Origin of the sequence: Mesorhizobium sp. M7A.F.Ca.CA.002.05.1.1 (assembly GCF_003998335.1) — a bacterium.
Taxonomy (GTDB): domain Bacteria; phylum Pseudomonadota; class Alphaproteobacteria; order Rhizobiales; family Rhizobiaceae; genus Mesorhizobium.
Window position 1 is genome coordinate 1 of record NZ_RZQI01000024.1, and the last position, 17,327, is coordinate 17,327.

The 17,327-nt window shown below is 58.6% G+C and carries 12 protein-coding genes and 3 pseudogenes; 13 read left to right on the top strand and 2 right to left on the bottom strand.

The window, feature by feature from the left end; genetic code table 11:
• The 9 genes and pseudogenes from EN939_RS02645 to EN939_RS02685 form a co-directional block, all read left to right on the top strand.
• Positions 1-931, top strand: a 931-nt coding sequence (locus EN939_RS02645) for an ABC transporter ATP-binding protein (RefSeq protein WP_164750866.1), incomplete at its 5' end; no start/stop codon positions are given.
• Complete coding sequence (locus EN939_RS02650) at positions 928-1,953, top strand: ABC transporter ATP-binding protein (protein WP_127266830.1); 1,026 nt, start codon at positions 928-930, stop codon at positions 1,951-1,953. The genes EN939_RS02645 and EN939_RS02650, both read left to right, overlap by 4 nt.
• Before the next feature lie 89 nt (positions 1,954-2,042).
• Positions 2,043-3,446: a CapA family protein gene (locus EN939_RS02655; RefSeq protein WP_127266831.1), complete on the top strand. Its 1,404-nt coding sequence runs from the start codon at positions 2,043-2,045 to the stop codon at positions 3,444-3,446.
• Between the two features lie 668 nt (positions 3,447-4,114).
• Positions 4,115-4,459: an IS66-like element accessory protein TnpA gene (gene tnpA / locus EN939_RS02660; RefSeq protein ID WP_236383542.1), complete on the top strand. Its 345-nt coding sequence runs from the start codon at positions 4,115-4,117 to the stop codon at positions 4,457-4,459.
• Positions 4,456-4,815, top strand: a complete 360-nt coding sequence (gene tnpB / locus EN939_RS02665) for an IS66 family insertion sequence element accessory protein TnpB (protein ID WP_127266832.1) — start codon at positions 4,456-4,458, stop codon at positions 4,813-4,815. Before tnpA ends, tnpB begins: the two co-directional genes overlap by 4 nt.
• A gap of 84 nt (positions 4,816-4,899) precedes the next feature.
• A pseudogene (gene tnpC / locus EN939_RS02670) lies at positions 4,900-5,899 on the top strand (IS66 family transposase); the annotation flags it as partial.
• Positions 5,847-6,113: a hypothetical protein gene (locus tag EN939_RS02675; protein WP_127266833.1), complete on the top strand. Its 267-nt coding sequence runs from the start codon at positions 5,847-5,849 to the stop codon at positions 6,111-6,113. The pseudogene tnpC and the gene EN939_RS02675, both read left to right, overlap by 53 nt.
• A gap of 949 nt (positions 6,114-7,062) precedes the next feature.
• Positions 7,063-9,729, top strand: a complete 2,667-nt coding sequence (locus tag EN939_RS02680; RefSeq protein ID WP_127266834.1) for a condensation domain-containing protein — start codon at positions 7,063-7,065, stop codon at positions 9,727-9,729.
• Between the two features lie 244 nt (positions 9,730-9,973).
• Positions 9,974-10,924 (top strand): class I SAM-dependent methyltransferase, encoded by a 951-nt coding sequence (locus tag EN939_RS02685; RefSeq protein ID WP_127266835.1) that lies wholly within the window; start codon positions 9,974-9,976, stop codon positions 10,922-10,924.
• Between the two features lie 84 nt (positions 10,925-11,008).
• On the opposite strand, the pseudogene EN939_RS02690 reads toward EN939_RS02685, so the two are convergent.
• Positions 11,009-11,263, bottom strand: a pseudogene (locus EN939_RS02690) (IS66 family transposase); the annotation flags it as partial.
• A 266-nt stretch (positions 11,264-11,529) separates the two neighbouring features.
• A complete protein-coding gene (locus EN939_RS02695; RefSeq protein ID WP_127266836.1) occupies positions 11,530-12,492 on the bottom strand; it encodes a LysR family transcriptional regulator in 963 nt (320 codons plus the stop codon).
• A gap of 86 nt (positions 12,493-12,578) precedes the next feature.
• Here EN939_RS02695 and EN939_RS02700 point away from each other — a divergent pair, with 86 nt between their 5' ends.
• From EN939_RS02700 to EN939_RS02715, 4 genes and pseudogenes are all read left to right on the top strand, one after another.
• Entirely contained in the window at positions 12,579-13,352 is a 774-nt protein-coding gene (locus EN939_RS02700) for an enoyl-CoA hydratase/isomerase family protein (protein WP_127266837.1), read from the top strand.
• Positions 13,353-13,354: 2 nt separating this feature from the next.
• Positions 13,355-15,553: an acetate--CoA ligase family protein gene (locus EN939_RS02705; RefSeq protein ID WP_127266838.1), complete on the top strand. Its 2,199-nt coding sequence runs from the start codon at positions 13,355-13,357 to the stop codon at positions 15,551-15,553.
• 137 nt (positions 15,554-15,690) lie between these two features.
• Positions 15,691-16,551, top strand: coding sequence for a hydroxymethylglutaryl-CoA lyase (locus EN939_RS02710; RefSeq protein WP_127266839.1), 861 nt, complete (start codon positions 15,691-15,693; stop codon positions 16,549-16,551).
• Positions 16,548-17,327 (top strand): annotated as a pseudogene (locus EN939_RS02715) (crotonase/enoyl-CoA hydratase family protein); the annotation flags it as partial. The gene EN939_RS02710 and the pseudogene EN939_RS02715, both read left to right, overlap by 4 nt.

Below are 17,327 nucleotides of genomic sequence, written 5' to 3' on the forward strand. Positions count from 1 at the left end.
CAGTGTCACCCGCGCCCTGGGCGGCATCAGCTTCCAGGTAATGAAAGGCGAAACGCTTGGGGTCGTCGGCGAATCGGGATGCGGGAAGAGCGTCACTGCCCTCTCCATTCTTCGCCTGCTGCCGAAGCTGAGCGCGAAGACTGTCGGCGGTGAAGTCCGCTTCCACGGACGCGACCTCCTCGACCTGTCCGATCGTGAGATGCGAAAAATTCGCGGCGACCAAATCGCCATGATTTTCCAAGAACCGATGACCAGTCTGAACCCGGTTTATACGGTCGGCCGCCAGATCGCAGAGGCGGTGCAGATCCACACGAAAGCCTCCCGCTCGGTGGGCATGGCAAAGGCCGAAGAGATGCTCCGTCTCGTCCGCATCGCGGACCCCGAGCGTCGCGTCAACAACTATCCGCATGAGATGTCGGGAGGCATGCGCCAGCGCGCCATGATCGCCATGGCTCTTGCCTGCTCACCGGACCTGTTGATTGCCGACGAGCCGACTACGGCCCTCGACGTCACAATCCAGGCACAGATTCTGCGACTCATCGTCGACCTGAAAGAGCGCACAGGAACGGCAGTGATGTTCATCACGCATGATCTGGGCGTTGTCGCCGAGACGTGCCAGCGGGTGATCGTAATGTATGCTGGGCGGATCGTGGAACAAGCGAACGTGATAGATTTGTTCTCGCGTCCGGCGCACCCGTACACCCAGGGCCTCATGCGATCGGTGCCTGACCGGCGGCGCGGCCGACAAAGTCGCCTTCCGGAAATTCCCGGGATTGTGCCAAGCCTTCGCGACCCCATTGTGGGCTGCAGCTTTGCGCCACGCTGCTCGTTTGCGATCGACATTTGCCGCGAGAAAACACCCATTCTGAGTGATGTCAGGCCAGGCCACGCCGCCGCTTGCTGGCGCGCCGAAGAGGTGATGGGAGCATGAGTGGTCCTTTGCTGACAGTCGAGAACCTGACTAAGCACTATCCGCTCGGCGCGGGATTCTTTAGGAAGAGCATTCCCGTGGTGCGGGCGGTCGAGGATGTATCCTTCTCGGTCGAGGCGGGCGAGACACTCTGCATCGTCGGCGAATCCGGCTGCGGCAAGTCCACTGTGGCGCGGCTCTTAATGCGGCTCGTGGAACCTACGGGCGGACGCGTTCTAATCGACGGGAACGACATTGCTGGCCTCAAAAAGCAAGCGCTCCACGCGTTTCGCCGTCGGATGCAGATGGTCTTTCAGGATCCTTACTCGTCGTTGAACCCCCGCCTCAGCGCCGGACAGATCATCACCGAGCCCCTCGAGAATTTCGAGCGCCTCAGCCGGAAGCAGCGCAACAAGCTTGCTGCGGATCTTCTCCAAAAGGTCGGAATGTCCCCCGAGATGATGAACAGGCTCCCCTCCGAGTTGTCGGGCGGCCAGCGTCAGCGGCTCGGCATTGCGCGGGCACTAGCGCTCAATCCCTCGCTCATCATCGCCGACGAAGCGGTGTCAGCTCTTGACGTCTCGGTGCAGGCGCAGATCTTGAATCTGCTTCTGGACCTCCAGAAGCAGATGGGTATCGCTTTCGTCTTCATCTCGCATGACCTTGGTGTCGTGGAGCATATCGGCCATCGCGTTGCGGTCATGTATTTGGGGAGGATCGTGGAGCTTGCGCCCTGCGAGGCGCTCTTCGCCAAGCCGATCCACCCCTACACCGAGGCGCTGATTGCGGCCGCTCCGGTCCCGGATCCCACGCGAGTTCGACTAGAAGCACCCGTTGAGGGCGAGGTGCCGAGCCCGATCAATCCGCCCACCGGGTGCGCGTTCCACCCGCGCTGCCCGCTCGCCGTCGAGCGCTGCCGCAACGAAGTCCCCCCTTTGGTTCCAATGGCAGACGGGCGCGTCGTGGCCTGTCATGTGCGGGCTCCGGCCAGAGCCGCGTCTCCGAAACCGGCTGAGGCGGTCAAATCCTCGCTATTTCTGTGAGACAGTCACAGATCAGTTTATCCGAACAAATTTTCCACGAACAGACGCGAACACTCGAGATGCGGTCAAAGGAGGCAATAGAATAATCTATGGAAAGAAATCACGAAAGCGGCTGTCGTTCAACTCAACAGGTTGGCAGCTATGATACAGTCGGTTCAATTGCCACGAACGTTGCCGATGGCTTCAAGATGGTAGCGGTTGGCGACCTTATTCTGTCGCGGGCGCTGATGAAAGGCCACCATTCCGGTTTTGCGGATGTCGTCGAAATCCTTCGTGATGCCGATGTCACGTTCGGGAACATGGAAACCCTCATCTTCGATATCCGGTCATTTAAGGGAAGCCCCCAGGCTGAGTACGGTGGTGCGTATCATATTAGCCTGCCGGAGATCGGACCTGACTTGAAAGAGATGGGCTTTAACCTGGTGAGTCGGGCGAACAATCATACCCTCGACTGGGGCCTCGAAGGCATGCGCGAGACGAGCCGAGTGCTCAATGAGAACGGGATCATCCATGCAGGTGCGGGCGAGAACCTCGCACAGGCCGGCGCTGCTCGCTTCTTGGAGACCGCTCGCGGTCGCGTGGCATTGGTGTCATTTGCTGCATCGTACTGTTGCATGGCTCGTGCGGGCGATCCCGCCGGCGAGGCACCTGGCAGGCCAGGACTCAATGCTCTTCGTTTGACGAAAAGCATCGTGGTTCCTTCGGAGATGCTGGAAAATTTGAGGCAAGTACGAGAAGTCTTGCCGTATTATTGTCCTCCCGGACGGGATCCAAGCCGCGTTGTCATTGACGGTACTACATTCAAGGCCGGCGAAAAAGCAGGCTATAGCTTTGAAGCCGATTCGCGTGATGTTGCTGAGATTCTACGAAATGTTCGTCGGGGCAAGCAATTCTCTGACTTCTGTATCGCTACAAACCATGGTCATGAACAGGAATGGAGCGACGAACCGCCTGACTACGAACAGTCGCTTGCCCGCAGCCTTATCGATGCTGGAGCGGACGCGTACATTGGCCACGGGCGGCATCAACTGCGAGGTATCGAGATCTACAAGGGTCGACCAATCTTTTATGGCTTGGCGAATTTCTTTTACGATGACCTCCGAACGCCTGCGGGTGCGGACATGTTCGCTGTTCACGGCATGGATCCAAAAGTTGACACGGATGCTGAGGTCAGCATCCACGAGCTGGCAAAAGGATACCCGACCGCAGAGGGGCTTGTGGGAGGGCTCTCTGACCAAATCTACTATGAGAGCGTTATCTCCGTCAGCCGCTACGAGAACAATCAGCTCGCTGAGTTGCAGCTCCACCCGGTTGAACTCGGGCACTCGAAGAGGTTTGCCAATCGGGGCGTGCCGCGTTTCGCCTCGGAGCCGCAAGCAACTGCCATTCTGGGCCGGCTCCAGAGGCTCTCAAAGCAATATGGCACCCAAATCGACATCAAAAAAGGTGTCGGATTTATCCGCCCGCAGCCTTCGCGCAATGACAACGAATGAAGCAATGCTGGCGCTTGCTGTCATCGGGGCGAACCTCACTGCTGGACGGCGCTGATTGGGGCCACAGCAACGAAATTGCGCGCTGTGACAGAGTTCCTGCGCGGTGTGGCCGTGAGCCGAGCCTCATGCGCGGCGAAATTTGTCGATATCTGCATTGATTGCTTTTTCCGCCCGCGCCTCGCGCTTGATGGAACGAATGAACTCCAAAGGGGGTGGTCTGCTGTATGTATACCGCGCCGTCCAGCACGATGCGCAAGCCGGACCCATGAAGCGATACGGGCTGAGGCCGTGGAGCCTGCCAGATATCGCGGGGTCGAGGCCGAAGGGGGCGGCGGAGCCTGCGTAGCCGAACGCGAACGGTAGGTCCAGCGCGATCACTTCTTGCCGGGCCTAGCCTGCACTAATGGGCGAACATATGCTGAACGACTCCGCGCAAATGCAAGGCCGGGAGTTGATCCGGAAGCATACTTGGCACACTATGTTCTAAGGCCGGAAGAGGTTGTCTGAGGACGCACCCCACCTACTGCTTTAAGCCACCAGATCGTTTGCGACTGCGCGGTGGCCCGTACGCCTCCGGCGAAGGCCGCCTTGCGAGAGGAGGGCACGGTAGCGAGGCTGCGCTCTTAGGGTCGTCCTTACGAGCGAAGTTAGCAGCACAGCATGAGCATGTGACGTTATTGACCGGGCCGGAGCGGCGGCGTCGTTGGAGTGAAGCGGATCAGTGCCGGATACTGGCCGCGGCATTCGCGCCCGGGGCCACGGTGGCGGCGGTGGCGCGTCAGTACGATGTCGCGACCAGCCTGATCTATAAGTGGCGCCGCACGGTGAGAGCCCGCGAGACGGACTTTGCCGAAGTTGTCGTGGCTCCCGACGAGCCTGTCGCCGTTTCCCGGCCCGCGGCATCACCAGCGGTGATCGAGCTGGAGGTCGGCGGCAAGGTGCGGCTGCGGAGTCCGCTGACCACGCCGCCAACACTGGCGGCGGCGATGGTGAAGGCGCTGGGCGTTTCATGATCCCGGTCCCGAGCCAGGTGCGGATCTGGTTGGCGGTCGGCCGGACCGGTATGCGTCGCGGGATGCAAGGCCTCGCTCTGCAGGTTCAGGAGACGCTGGGCCGGGACCCGCATGCCGGCGATATTTATATCTTCCGCGGACGCAGCGGCAATCTGATCAAGATTATCTGGCATGATGGGCTCGGCATGTCGCTGTATGCAAAACGGCTCGAGAAGGGCCGGTTTCTCTGGCCGTCGCCGGCGGACGGCACGGTTTCCATATCACCGGCGCAGCTCGCCTACATGCTCGACGGGATCGATTGGCGCAACCCGCGTCACACGTTCCACCCCCCAGCGCGCGGGCTGAGTTTTCTTTGAGTTTGCGCCATTTTCCGCGAGTCAGCGGACGCGTTTTATGGTTCACTCCAAGGCATGGTTGCCACCGCCCAGGATGCTGTTCCGCAGCCGCTCAACCGTCAAGCTGAACGCTATGCCCGCGAAGGCGTACCGCTCAGCCTGTCGACGCTCGCCGATCAGGTCGGCGCCGGCGCCGCGGCGCTGATGCCGCTGTTCTACCCATGTGCTGGCTGCTTCACGTCTGCACGGCGACGATACGACGGTGCCGGTCCTGGCCAAGGGCAAGACCGATACTGGTCGATTATGGACCTATGTGCGCGATGACCGACCGTTCGGCGGCGCCGATCCGCCGGCGGCAGTGTTCTACTATTCCCGCGATCGCCGAGGCGAACATCCTGCGGCCGCATCTCGCCGGCTGGAGCGGCATTCTGCAGGCCGATGCCTTTGGTGGTTACGGCTATCTCTATGCGACGGGTCGTCAGCCGGCGCCTGTTCTGGAGGCCAGCTGCTGGATCCACAGCCGGCGCAAAGTGGTTGAGCTGGCCGATGTCGAAGCGGCGGCGCGCAAGAAGGCACATGGCGAGAAGCCCAACCTGGTCTATCCGCTGGCGGTCGAAGCCGCGAAGCGCATCGATGCCTTGTTCGATATCGAGCGCGCGCCTGTCGCCGGCCCAACGCCACGCCGTGCGCCAAGAGCGGAGCGCGCCGCTGGTCACCGAGCTCGAGCGCTGGATGATCGAGACGCGCGACAAGCTCTCGCGCGGGCACGACCTGACCAAGGCCTTCAACTACATGCTGCGCCGCTGGTCATCCTTCACCGGGTTCCTCGAGGATGGGCGGATCTGCCTATCCAACAATGCTGCCGAGCGAGCCCCTGCGCGGCATCGCTCTCGGCAGAAAGTCCTGGCTGTTCTGCGGTTCCGATCGCGGCGGACAGCGCGCTGCCGTTCTCTACAGCCTGATCGTCAGCGCCAAGATGAACCATATCGACCCGCAGGCCTGGCTCGCCGACGTCCTCGCCCGACTGCCCGCCTATCCGGCCCATCGGATCCATGATTTGCTGCCGTGGAATTGGAGATCCGCAAAATTGCGGACCCAACCAGCTGCACGTCTACACCGTCGAACGTGTCGCCAGGGACCTCGGCGTCAGCGAAGCGCTCATCCACGAACTGACCCTCGGTCTGGAGCCCGAGGACGGCGTCATCTGGGTGTACGGCGCCAATGATGACAACGGGATCTTGGCCTTCACCGATGAAGGCACCGAGGAGCTCAAACTCCTCCTCGAAGAATATCATCGCGTCTCCCCATCGAAAGCTTGACCCCAGCACTCCGGTGCTCAGGTTCTCATGGCCACCGGATACGCACCTCTGCGGTCTTCACCGGACGCGTACGTGGCCCGCGCGAAGCAGAGGGACTTTCGGATCATAGCGCACAGGGCGACGGGGGCGAGGCAAAGATTCGTTTCGCTTCGATAACCACTTTTGTCCCGCCTGGAGGCGTGAAGATCGCAGCGCCAATCCGCAATAACCAACTCGATTGGGATCGTGAGATTGAGTTTGCGCATAAACATAAATCCCGGTATCTGCCTCAAGCGGGAAAGAAAGCCGTGCGAGGATGCGGCATCACGATGGCAGCCGTCCTCAAAGGCTGGCGCACGATCGCCTTCGCGCAGGCCGAAAGGTCCGATCCGCAATCGTCAAAGCTGCGGTCATCAGGCAGGAGCGGGATAACACCTTCGCGATTTACAGCGTCGCGAGCCGCGTGAACCGCTTACCGAACCGGACAACTTTGACTAGCTACCGACACAAAGGCTTCGGGGCAGAGTGCTCACTCAAAGCTGCTGTTTCACTCGGCTATTGATATCTGGAGGCAAATCTTTCCAAATCCGATGCACCGAGGCGGCGATCGTGCGCCCACTAGGCGGACGTCGCAAATGGACATGCGCGCACCAAATGGGCATCAGCGGCGGCTGTCTGCACTGATTTACGAAGTTGTTCCCCGATCCTCGGGCACTCCAGTTTCCCTTGGTTCGACGGGAAGAGAGATTCGGTAGAGCTCCGGAGCGTTACCTTTTGTACCACCGTAGCAAACGAATAGTTTGAAACCCGACACACCCAGCTGCAAAGATTCACCGCTGCAGCGCGAAATGCTCGGCTTTTGCCCTCTTGCCGAAACAGCACCTTCGGTGGCACGCCGGTTGCAGACGAGTCAAGTGGAAGGACCCGTTTGACCTTAGCGGTTTCAGAATCTCCAATCGTAGGACTTCATATGAAATTGGCTAGGACCATCGCAATTAACGAGCCCAACGACCCCACGAATGCGGTTCAGGCAATTGAAGCCTTGTCGCGTCCGCTGCGGATACCACTATCATTCCACCAGCAACGGCTCTGGTTCCTGTCGCATCTGGAGAGCGGCAGTGAGGCATGCCACATCCAACTGGGGCTTCGCGTTCGCGGCCAGCTTGACGAGGTGGCCCTACATTCGGCCTTGAACTGCTTGATGGCGCGTCATGAGGTACTGCGCACCACCTTCGCGGTGGAGGACGGCGAACCGTTCCAACAGATCAGGCCAGTGGACGTTGTGCCGCTTAAACGGGAGTATCTACCGGCCCCAGCGGAGGGGGAGGCAGAGGAGATACTAACTGAGTTAATGCGCTATGAAGGGCAGGCCGGGTTCGATCTGGAAGCCGGGCCGCTGATCCGCGCGCGGCTGGCGCGCTTACGCGAAGATGATCATTTGCTGCTGATCACCATGCATGAGATGGTCTCGGACAGTCAGTCCCGTGAGATCCTGCTACGCGAACTGAGCGAGTTCTACGCTGCGGCTCAAGAGGGCCGCGTAGCGCGGCTGAGGGCACTGCCAGTCCAGTATGCGGACTACTCGATTTGGCAGCGACGTTGGCTGACAGCTGAGGCTTTGGAGCGGCAGTTTAGATACTGGCTTCGAATGCTAAATAGCGCCTCAGCGGTGCCTGAGCTGCCGACCGACGTGCCACGTCCAGTAAAGCAGGAATTTGCAGGCAGCTACGTCGACTTCGTGTTGCACGAGACATTAAATGCAAAGCTGAAGGTGCTGAGCCAGCGTCGTGGAACCACGCTGTTCGTTACGGTGCTAGCGGGCTGGGCAATGGCGCTGGCGCGTTTGTCGGGTCAGGACGAGGTGGTGATTGGCACGCCGTGCCCAGACCGCACCCGGTCAGGAAGCAAGGGGCTGATCGGTTGTTTCTCCCACTGCTTGCCGCTGCGGATCGACCTGTCGGGCGATCCGACGCTGGAGACAGTGCTGGGGCGAGTGAATGCCGCCGTGCTTGGGGCCCTTGATCACCAGGATCTGCCCTTTGAGCAGGCGACGGACGTCGTTGGTCCAATTCGCAAAGGTGCTCAAACCCCAATTGTGCAGGTCATAGTCAAATCAGAAAATACTGTTGGAGAGACGGTGGAACTGCCAGGGCTCGAAATTGTATATTCTGACGCTGGTGATTGTGTCGCGCAATACGATCTGGCTCTTAATATCTTTGAGCTCGGCGAGGCTATTTGTGGCAGGCTAGTTTACCGGACATCGCTGTTTGGGCGGAGCTCCGCCGAGCGGTATGTGGCCTATTTGCAGCAGGCGCTAGGCCAATTGGCGGCCGATCCCGGGCAGCGACTCTGGTCAGCACCACGGCTGGCTAATGAACGTCGATTCCCGATTCAGTCGAATCTAACGGAAGCAGCCTCTCCCCGGGACCGCTCGGCTCACGAGTTGCCTGACTCGGAGGCGGACCGGGTCCCGGAAGTGATTGAACCCGGTGAGTTGAACGCGCTAGGACCCTCCGCGGCACCTCCGACTTGGGCTACTCAAGTACCGCGCACCAACTCGGAGCCGCGAACGCCTACCAGGGTTATCAATTTTATCGAGGGGACGCGTGTCGTTAGCGAGGGCGAACTGCAAAGCAACAGCATCATGCGTTGCCATGTCACAAAGTTTTACCACGAACAGATCATCAACAGCGGTTATTACGAACAGCTGAAGTATATTGTGCAGCCGTCATTCGCTGAATTCAACAGCGGCGGCAACTTGGATACCAGTGGTGAGCAAGATAACACGATATTTCCGGGTTTTCAGCATAAATACGCCCAAACAGGACTAATCATAGCGACAGACCGTTGCGTTTCATATTGTCGCTATTGTCTGAGAAAACGAATTGTCGGCAAAAATTCCGATGAGACAGCAGTTGATTTCGAAAGTATTAGAAAATACATCATGAATCACCCGGAGATTACAAATGTGCTAGTAACAGGAGGTGACCCGTTTGTTCTCAATACGGCAAGTCTGCAAAAATTACTTGGCAATTTGCTGGATATCCCTCATGTCGACTCGATCCGAATAGGCACTAAGGCACTGGCCTATCAGCCCAAGCGCTTCGATGACCCGGATCTGCCGGCGTTGTTTACGCGGATTCATAACGCAGGAAAGGCTGCAGTAATCGTTACGCACTTTGACCACATTGGCGAAATCTCCGCCCTCGCGGAGGCTAAAATTCGGCTCCTGCGGGCACAGGGCGTTCAGTTTCTTAACCAGACTGTGCTTCTCGCGAATGTCAACGATGATCCCGAGATCTTGGCTGCTACTTTCGCCAAGTGCCACCAGATGGGTGTGCGACCGTATTATCTATTTCAAGCCAGGCCGGTGAAAGGCGCATCTCATTTTCAGGTTTCGCTGCGCAGCGGAATAGAGATTGTGCGCGGCATCAACCAACGTCTCAGCGGTATCCAAAAAACATTCAAATACATCATGTCCCACTACACGGGAAAGATCGAGATCCTCGACATTGGAGCAGATGCCCGATTATACATGCGCTACCATCAAAACAATACTTGCGAGAAGATCGGAAAGATCTTCTCTCGGCCTCACCTTGAGGGCGCTTGCTGGTTGGACGACTTGCCTGAAGGTTAGGATTGAGAGGCGCACAACATGAAGTCCTCAAATTCGGAAGGTCCAGAGTAAGCCTCGCTCGAGGTACATGCGTCATCTTCTAAAAACCGGTCTCTTGGTGCGCGATACACAGGATTTAACCAACGGACTATCGGGGTACTGATTTACAGGCGTCTTTGCTCGGCAAGCGTTCAGGCAAAGGCGTTGCCCGCTCTCACCCTAAAGATCGCTCGGCTCATGGGCGGCTAGTCACGAGGAGTATTGCATGAGTTCTCAAGGGATTGCTTCGCACTTCGACCTGTTAAAAAAGCTAAACCCATTGGCCTTCATGGCGATCGAACCGCGAGTTGTTGCAGAACAGTCCGCCCGCCACGACGATCTGGCCAATCTCTCGCGCAACGAATTCACCTCGGAAGGACGCGGGGCGGATTACCTCGATAGCATTCAATTGTCGCTGCTAGCGCGATCCGAAGGTGTGATGGATCTTCTTGGGAAGATGCACCCCAATGGTTGCGAAGGACTTAGTCCATCACTGATTATCTGCGATCTGCTAGCTGGTGACGGATATGTGAACAAGGTAGCTCATCGAATCTTGGGTGAGGTGCGCTGCCCGACGTTCATCAACTCTGATATCTCCCAGTTCATGGTGGACCGCTGCATCCGGGACGGCCTGTTTGCGATCTGGCAAAGTGCGGCCGATCCGTACTGCATTAGAGATGGCTCGGTGGATGGGGTGCTGATGGCTTACGGAACGCATCACATCCCGCGCGCTCTGCGCGCCACCGCTGTTCAGGCATCTGCGCGAATTCTTCGGCCCGGTGGCATCCTTGTTCTTCATGACTTCGAAGAAGGCTCACCCACTGCCCGCTGGTTCGCTGACGTGGTGTCCACTCATTCCGTGACGCCTCACGAATATCCTCATTTTACAGCTGGCGAAGTGCTCGATTTATTCGCTTCTGCGCAGTTCGATCACATAACAGTGCAGCGTATCGCAGACCCGTTTGTTATGGTCGGGGCGAACAAACAAAGTGCTTTGCAACTATTAGCCGAATATGTGGTGAAGATGTATGGTCTGGAAGAACTGCGGTCCGACCCGAAGCGTGTGCTCGAACTTCTTGACAATTATTTCGGGCTCATCGTGACGCCAACCTCTTGCGGTCAGTTCGAAGCGCGTATAACGCGCAATGCCTTGGTCGGGAGCGGGCGACGCTTGTGAAAGATGGTGTCGCTTATCAAAAAGAGGCGAACCTCTTGCTCGTCAGACGGAAGGAGCGCTCGACCACGTTGCTGTCGATCTCCCGGCGAGCTTGGTTTTCTGGCTGATCAAGCCGAGCTTTTGGCGCAGCCAGGGTTCGAGATCGGCGATGATAGCGCGGCTATTTTCCTGACGCATCGCACGGCGTCCTCGGCCGGTCGGCCGCGGATGCCGTCCTCGATCTTACAGAGATCGGCGATCCGTCTCAGCGCCTTCACTGGCGATCGGCGCGCGACCGGCTGCCGCCAGTTCATAGAAGCGTCGGCGCACATGTGCCCAGCAAAAGGCGAGCGTGACACTAAATTGAAATTGGACCACTCGACCGGATCATCGCGAATCTTGGTGTGCTCGATATAAACCTTGTTGAACTCACCGACGGGGTCTGACAAAGAACTTCGATACGCAACATAATTAATCTGCTTCCCTTGCCGCAGGAGTGCCGCCCCCGCCGGGCAAAATATCATGCTGCTAGGGCTAAAGCGAATATTTACGATTGGATATGGTATGACAGGACCTGACCAGGAAGTCCTGTGGCGCGATAGAAGGTGCTCTTGCCCGCTCGGTTTCTATTTCTTTTTCGCCAGCTCAGCTTTCGGCTTGTTCACCCATCTTGCTCCGTTCGGGGTTCGGAACCCATGCATCGCTGCATGCCGCAGCATTTCGATGAGAAATCCAGCGGCTGGAGGAATCGGTGTCTGTGGATCATGGACAAGATAGATCTCGCGTTCGACCGCGGGACTTACCAGCTTTTTTTGGGTAATCTCACAAAACTGCATCATAGGCAGGACAAGGCTAGGCACGACGGATATTCCTAGATCGGCGGATACGAGGCCCGCAACCGTGCCGACGTCCCGAGCCTGTGTGATGGTCCCGAGCTGGATTTCGGCAATTTGCAAAGCGCGATCAACACAAGTGCGAACGCTGCTCAATGGATCGAACGCAACGAAGTCTTCGCCATTTAAGTCGTTCCAGGACACCGTCTCCAATCCCACAAATCTGTGCGATTTCGAGCATATGCACACCAGAGTATCCGCCGCGATCTGCTCACAGATCAGCTGTCCGCTTGCCTTTGGGAAGGATGTGATACCAAAATCAACTTGTCCGTCGCGCACGTAGCGAACAACCTCATCCGCGAAACCGTCCTTCACCGAGATTCTGACGTTGGGTCTGCCTTTCCGGAATTCGGAAATGAATGTCGGAAGCATGATAGACGCAACAGATGAAAGTGCAGCTAGGCTCACGACCCCGTTTAATCCGCTGTGATATAGCTGGAACCGTGACATCGCGCTGTCGAATTCCTCAAGAACACGCCGCGCATTCATCAACAGCTGTTCGCCGGATGCCGTAAGAACCACCCTTCTTGTGGTGCGCTCGAACAGGCGTGTGTCCAGTTCCTCCTCAACCTCCACGATCGTTCGGCTTAAAGCCGATTGCGCGATGTTCAGTGAGCGAGCCGCAGCCGTATACCCGCCACGCTCCGCGACCGCGACGAACGCCCGTAAATGCCTGAGGGTAACATTATTGCTCATTCGCGATTGATCTATACTCAAAACATGTTGGACGCGCAATAGATTTGAGGCGAATGTATCAGGATCAGCGTCTTGAGAGATTGTCCATGAACGAAGTCGTGACGAAGCAAGAAGACCAAGCGTTTCACATTATCTTCAACCGACCCGAACGGATGAATGCCGTCAATGAAGCCCTGTATCAACAGACGTTGGATGCGCTGAACCATGCAGATAAGGACCCCGAGATCCGATGCGTGATCCTGTCCGGAAACGGCCGCGCTTTCTGTGCCGGTGCTGATCTGAAGGTCCACAAATCCGGCGAACGGACGCGCGATGAGCGCGAGGCGTATATTATGCTCGGGCAGCGCGTGTGCGAACGAATTCAGACGATGAAGACGCCAGTCATTGCCGAGGTGCACGGCTATGCTTTAGGCGGCGGGGCGGAAATCGCGACCTCTGCTGACTTTCTTATCATATCCGAGGACGCCCAGCTCGGATTTCCAGAAATTGCCATTGGAACCTATGTGGGGGGAGGTGTGACGCTCCGCCTTCCCAGGCTCATCGGGTTGAGGAATGCCGCCAAACTCTTGCTGCTGGGCGACAGGATAACCGGCGCAGAATGCCTGGAGATTGGCCTGGCAACCGAGGCTCCGGCAGCGCATCAGTTGAAGGAGCGCACGGCGGCGTTAGTGGAGCGGATCGTCAAGAACGCACCATTGTCAATGGCTCGTCTTAAGGCGGCGATCAACTTACCACAAAGCCCCGACAAGCTTTTTCGGGCCGAGGCCGAAGACCTGCTGGCGATCATGGAAACCAGCGATTGGGCAGAAGGCGTCGCCGCCTTCGCGGAACGCCGCTCGCCCCGTTTCGAAGGAAGATAGAAATGACCGTGGGGCACCACAATGAAGCAACGGCCTTGAACGGCGTACTCGCCTATGGCGAGCCGGAATTGCCAGCTCCCACAGGCCGCCAAAATGAAGCGACAGCCTTGAGCCGAGTACTGGAGCCGCATTCTGTAGCGATCATCGGGGCCTCGGCAAACCCTGACAAGCGCGGCTATCAGATCATCAAGGCGCTGAAGAACGCCGGCTACGGCTATCCGATCCTGCCGGTCAATCCTAAAGGAGGGACAATCCTCGAGTTGCCAGTTTTCAGCGACGTCGATGCCCTTCCCGAATGTGTGGACATCGCGGTGATCGTTCGGCCGGCGGAGGAAGTGCCGGATATCCTCATCCAGTGCGGTAAAAAAGGGATCGCCGGCGCAGTGGTTCTGGCGCACGGGTTCCGTGAGCGAGGCGACAAGGGTTCTGCCGCGGAAACGAGATTGCTTGATGCCTTAAAGAAAAGCGGGGTCCGGATTATTGGACCGAATACATCGGGAATGCTGAACTGCACTGTGCAGGCTGACCTCATTGGCCTGCCGGAACTGCCTCCGAGTGGGCCAATCAGTGTTCTAACCCAAAGCGGCAACATGGTGCTTTCGGTCGTCGAAGACAGTCGCTCCATCAATGGCCCCGGCTTCGATGTCATCGCGGGACTCGGTAACCAGACCGATATCGAATATGGCGAATTGATCGAGGAGCTTTCCCGACGTGAAAGCACCCGCTCAATCGCCATCTACAACGAGGGCTTTCTTGACGGCCGCGGATTCCTTGACGCGGCGGCACGCGTGGGGCTGAGCTGCCCGATTGTGATGCTGCGCGGCGGGAGATCCATTGAGGGTCGGAAGGCGGCGCTTTCCCATACAGGTTCGATTGCCGGCGCCGACGAAATCGCCGTAAAGGTGTTGGCGCAAATGGGCGTAACCCTAGTCGATCGTTCGGATGAGTTGTTGCCGGTTGCTGCTCTTCTCGCAACCAGTCCACTTCCTAAACCAAAAACCGGGATTGCGGTTCTGACCGATGGTGGTGGACACGCAACACTCGCCGTTGATGCGTTGTCACGGGCGGGGGTGCCGCTAGCATCCCTCTCGGAAGACACCAAAACCAAGCTGAGAAGTGTCCTCGGCGACGAGGCCAGTGTCGAAAATCCGATTGATGTTGCAAGCGCCGCTGACGCCTATCCCGACGTTTTCCCCGAATGCATCGAAATTCTGGCGTCAGATCCCCAGGTAGGGCTCGTTCTGACAAACGGGTTGTTTGGAGCCTACCACATAAGGTTCGATGAATCTCTGTTGAAAGCAGAGAATTCGGCGGCCGAGCGGATCGTGGCTTTGCGGAAAGCCAGCGGCCTGCCTATGGTTTTTCATAGCTGCTACGGCAATCGCAAGCCGGAGAATCACGACATCTTACGAAACGGCGGCATCCAGATTTTCCCCTCTATCGATTGGGCCGTGACCGGGTCCAAGGCACTGTTTGAAAGGGCTAATTGGCTTTCTAAACAGAATAGCAATGCCGATAGGCTGGCACCGGACGCGCGCCGCGTTTTCGTTCCCAGCGGGCTATCGGCAGAGACGACAGCCCGCGAGATGTTGCAGAAACTGGGCGTGGACACTGGCGAATGGTCGGCGGCAAGCGATGCCGGGGCCGTAAGTTCGGTAGTCTCTAGTTTTGGCAAGCCCTGTGCGGTGAAGGTGGACTCGTCCGTCATCGTGCACAAGTCCGATGTCGGTGGTGTTCGCCTCGGCGTGACGCGAGAGGCGGCGAGCGCCGCCGCGGATGACATCACGAGGGCCATGGCGTCCCAGGCTCCCCCGGTGACGACCTTCGGTTTCATCGTCACGCCGATGGTGGATCACGGCTTGGAGTTGTTCGTGGGTGCCGTCAACGATTCAGTCTTCGGCCCGGTGGTCTTGTTCGGCTCAGGGGGTGTGCTGGTCGAAGCGGTTAAGGACGTGACCTTTCGCGCGGCGCCGCTTTCTCCGGCGGAAGCTTTGGACATGATCAACGAGACGGGTGTTGCGAAGATCCTCGATGGTTTCAGAAACTATCGGCCAGTCGACAAGCGGTCCCTTGCCGAATTTATCTCGTCCGTCTCCCTCGCGGTCATGAGGATGGAAAATCTCTCAGAACTCGACATCAACCCGATCATCGCGAACGAAAGCGGGATCTACCCCGTCGATGTGAGGTTGGTCGGAAAATAAGAGAAGCCTGATGTCTAGCCTAGCAAAAGCACAGATCGTGTCGGCCTTTTTGTCACCGACATTCACGACGGCGGCGCTGACACAGTCCGATTTTACGGCGATCTGATCTTCTTTCTCGAGGCGGAGGCCCGACCCGAATGGTTGAATTCGTTCGCATCGCCGAGATGGGGCCGCGCGACGGCCTACAGAATGAGAAGCGGCTCGTGCCGACCGCCGAGAAGATCCGGCTCGTCGACTTGCTGTCCGACTGCGGCTTCCAAATGATCGAAGCGACCTCCTTCGTGTCGCCGAGATGGGTGCCGCAGATGGCTGATGCGGCGGAGGTTATGGCCGGCATCCGTCGTGCGCCCGGCGCCGTCTATGCGGTGCTGGTGCCCAACATGAAGGGCTACGAGGCCGCGCGGGCGGCGAAGGCTGGCGAAGTCGCCGTGTTCGCGTCAGCCTCCGAAACTTTTAGCCGCAGGAACATTAACTGCTCGATTGCCGAAAGCCTCGAGCGTTTCCGCCCTGTGCTCGCCGCGGCTGCCGCCGACGGCATTCCGGTGCGAGGCTATGTCTCCTGCATCACCGACTGCTCTTACGAAGGACCGATACAGCCGGCTGCCGCTGTGAAGGTTGTGACCGAACTCCTTGATATGGGCTGCTATGAGATTTCGCTGGGCGACACCACGGGCCAAGGAACGCCCGCAACCATCGCGGCCATGCTCGATGCTGTGTTGGAAGCGGTGCCGGCCGGGAGACTTGCTGGACATTATCATGACACTGGGGGCCGCGCCCTCGATAACATTCTGGTAAGCTTGGAGAAGGGCCTACGCACCTTTGACGCTGCGGTTGGCGGACTTGGCGGCTGCCCCTTCGCCGTGGGAGCAAACGGCAATGTCGATACCCTCGCCGTCGCGGCAATGCTAGCGGGCCGGGGCTATGAGACCTGCCTCGACATGGAGCGATTGGAGGAGGTGGCCCGCTTCGCGGGCAGCCTTAGAGAGGAGCGGCCATGATCTTCGACACTATCTGCATCATGACCGACGAGATCGGCGTCGCTACGTTGACCCTCGTCCGCCCGGACAAGCACAACGCTATGTCGGGACAGATGATCGCCGAACTTGCGGGCGCCGCCGAACTGCTCGCCAATGACGACAATGTGCGAGCGGTGGTGCTGACGGGCGAAGGCGACAGCTTCTGTGCGGGCGCCGATCTCGCCTGGATGCGGGCGCAGGCCTCCGCCGCGCGTGACGAGCGAATCGCCGAGGCCATGAAGCTGGCGCTGGCTCTTCGCGCGCTCAACGAATTACCCAAACCCCTGATCGGCCGCATCAACGGCCAGGCATTCGGTGGCGGTCTCGGCCTGATGAGCGTCTGCGACGTTGCGGTGGCCGTCGACACCGCTAGGTTCGGTTTCACCGAGGTCCGGTTAGGACTCATCCCTGCTACGATTTCTCCTTATGTTCTGGCTCGGATGGGAGAAGGCCGGGCGCGGCGGGTCTTCATGTCAGGCAGGATAATCGACGCCAAATGAAGCCCGCGACCTCGGACTGGTTTCCCGGGTCGTGCCGCCGATCGACTTGGAGGCGGCGGTCGAGGCTGAGGTCCGGCCCTATCTCTCGGCCTCGCCGCGGGCGGTCGCCGCCGCCAAGGCGCTTGTGCGCCGACTTGGGTCGGAAATCGACGACGCAGTGATCGGCGAGACGGTCGCTCTGCTGGCCGATGTATGGGAAACGACCGACGCCGCTGACGGAATCGCGGCCTTCTCCGATCGCCGCAGACCGCGTTGGCA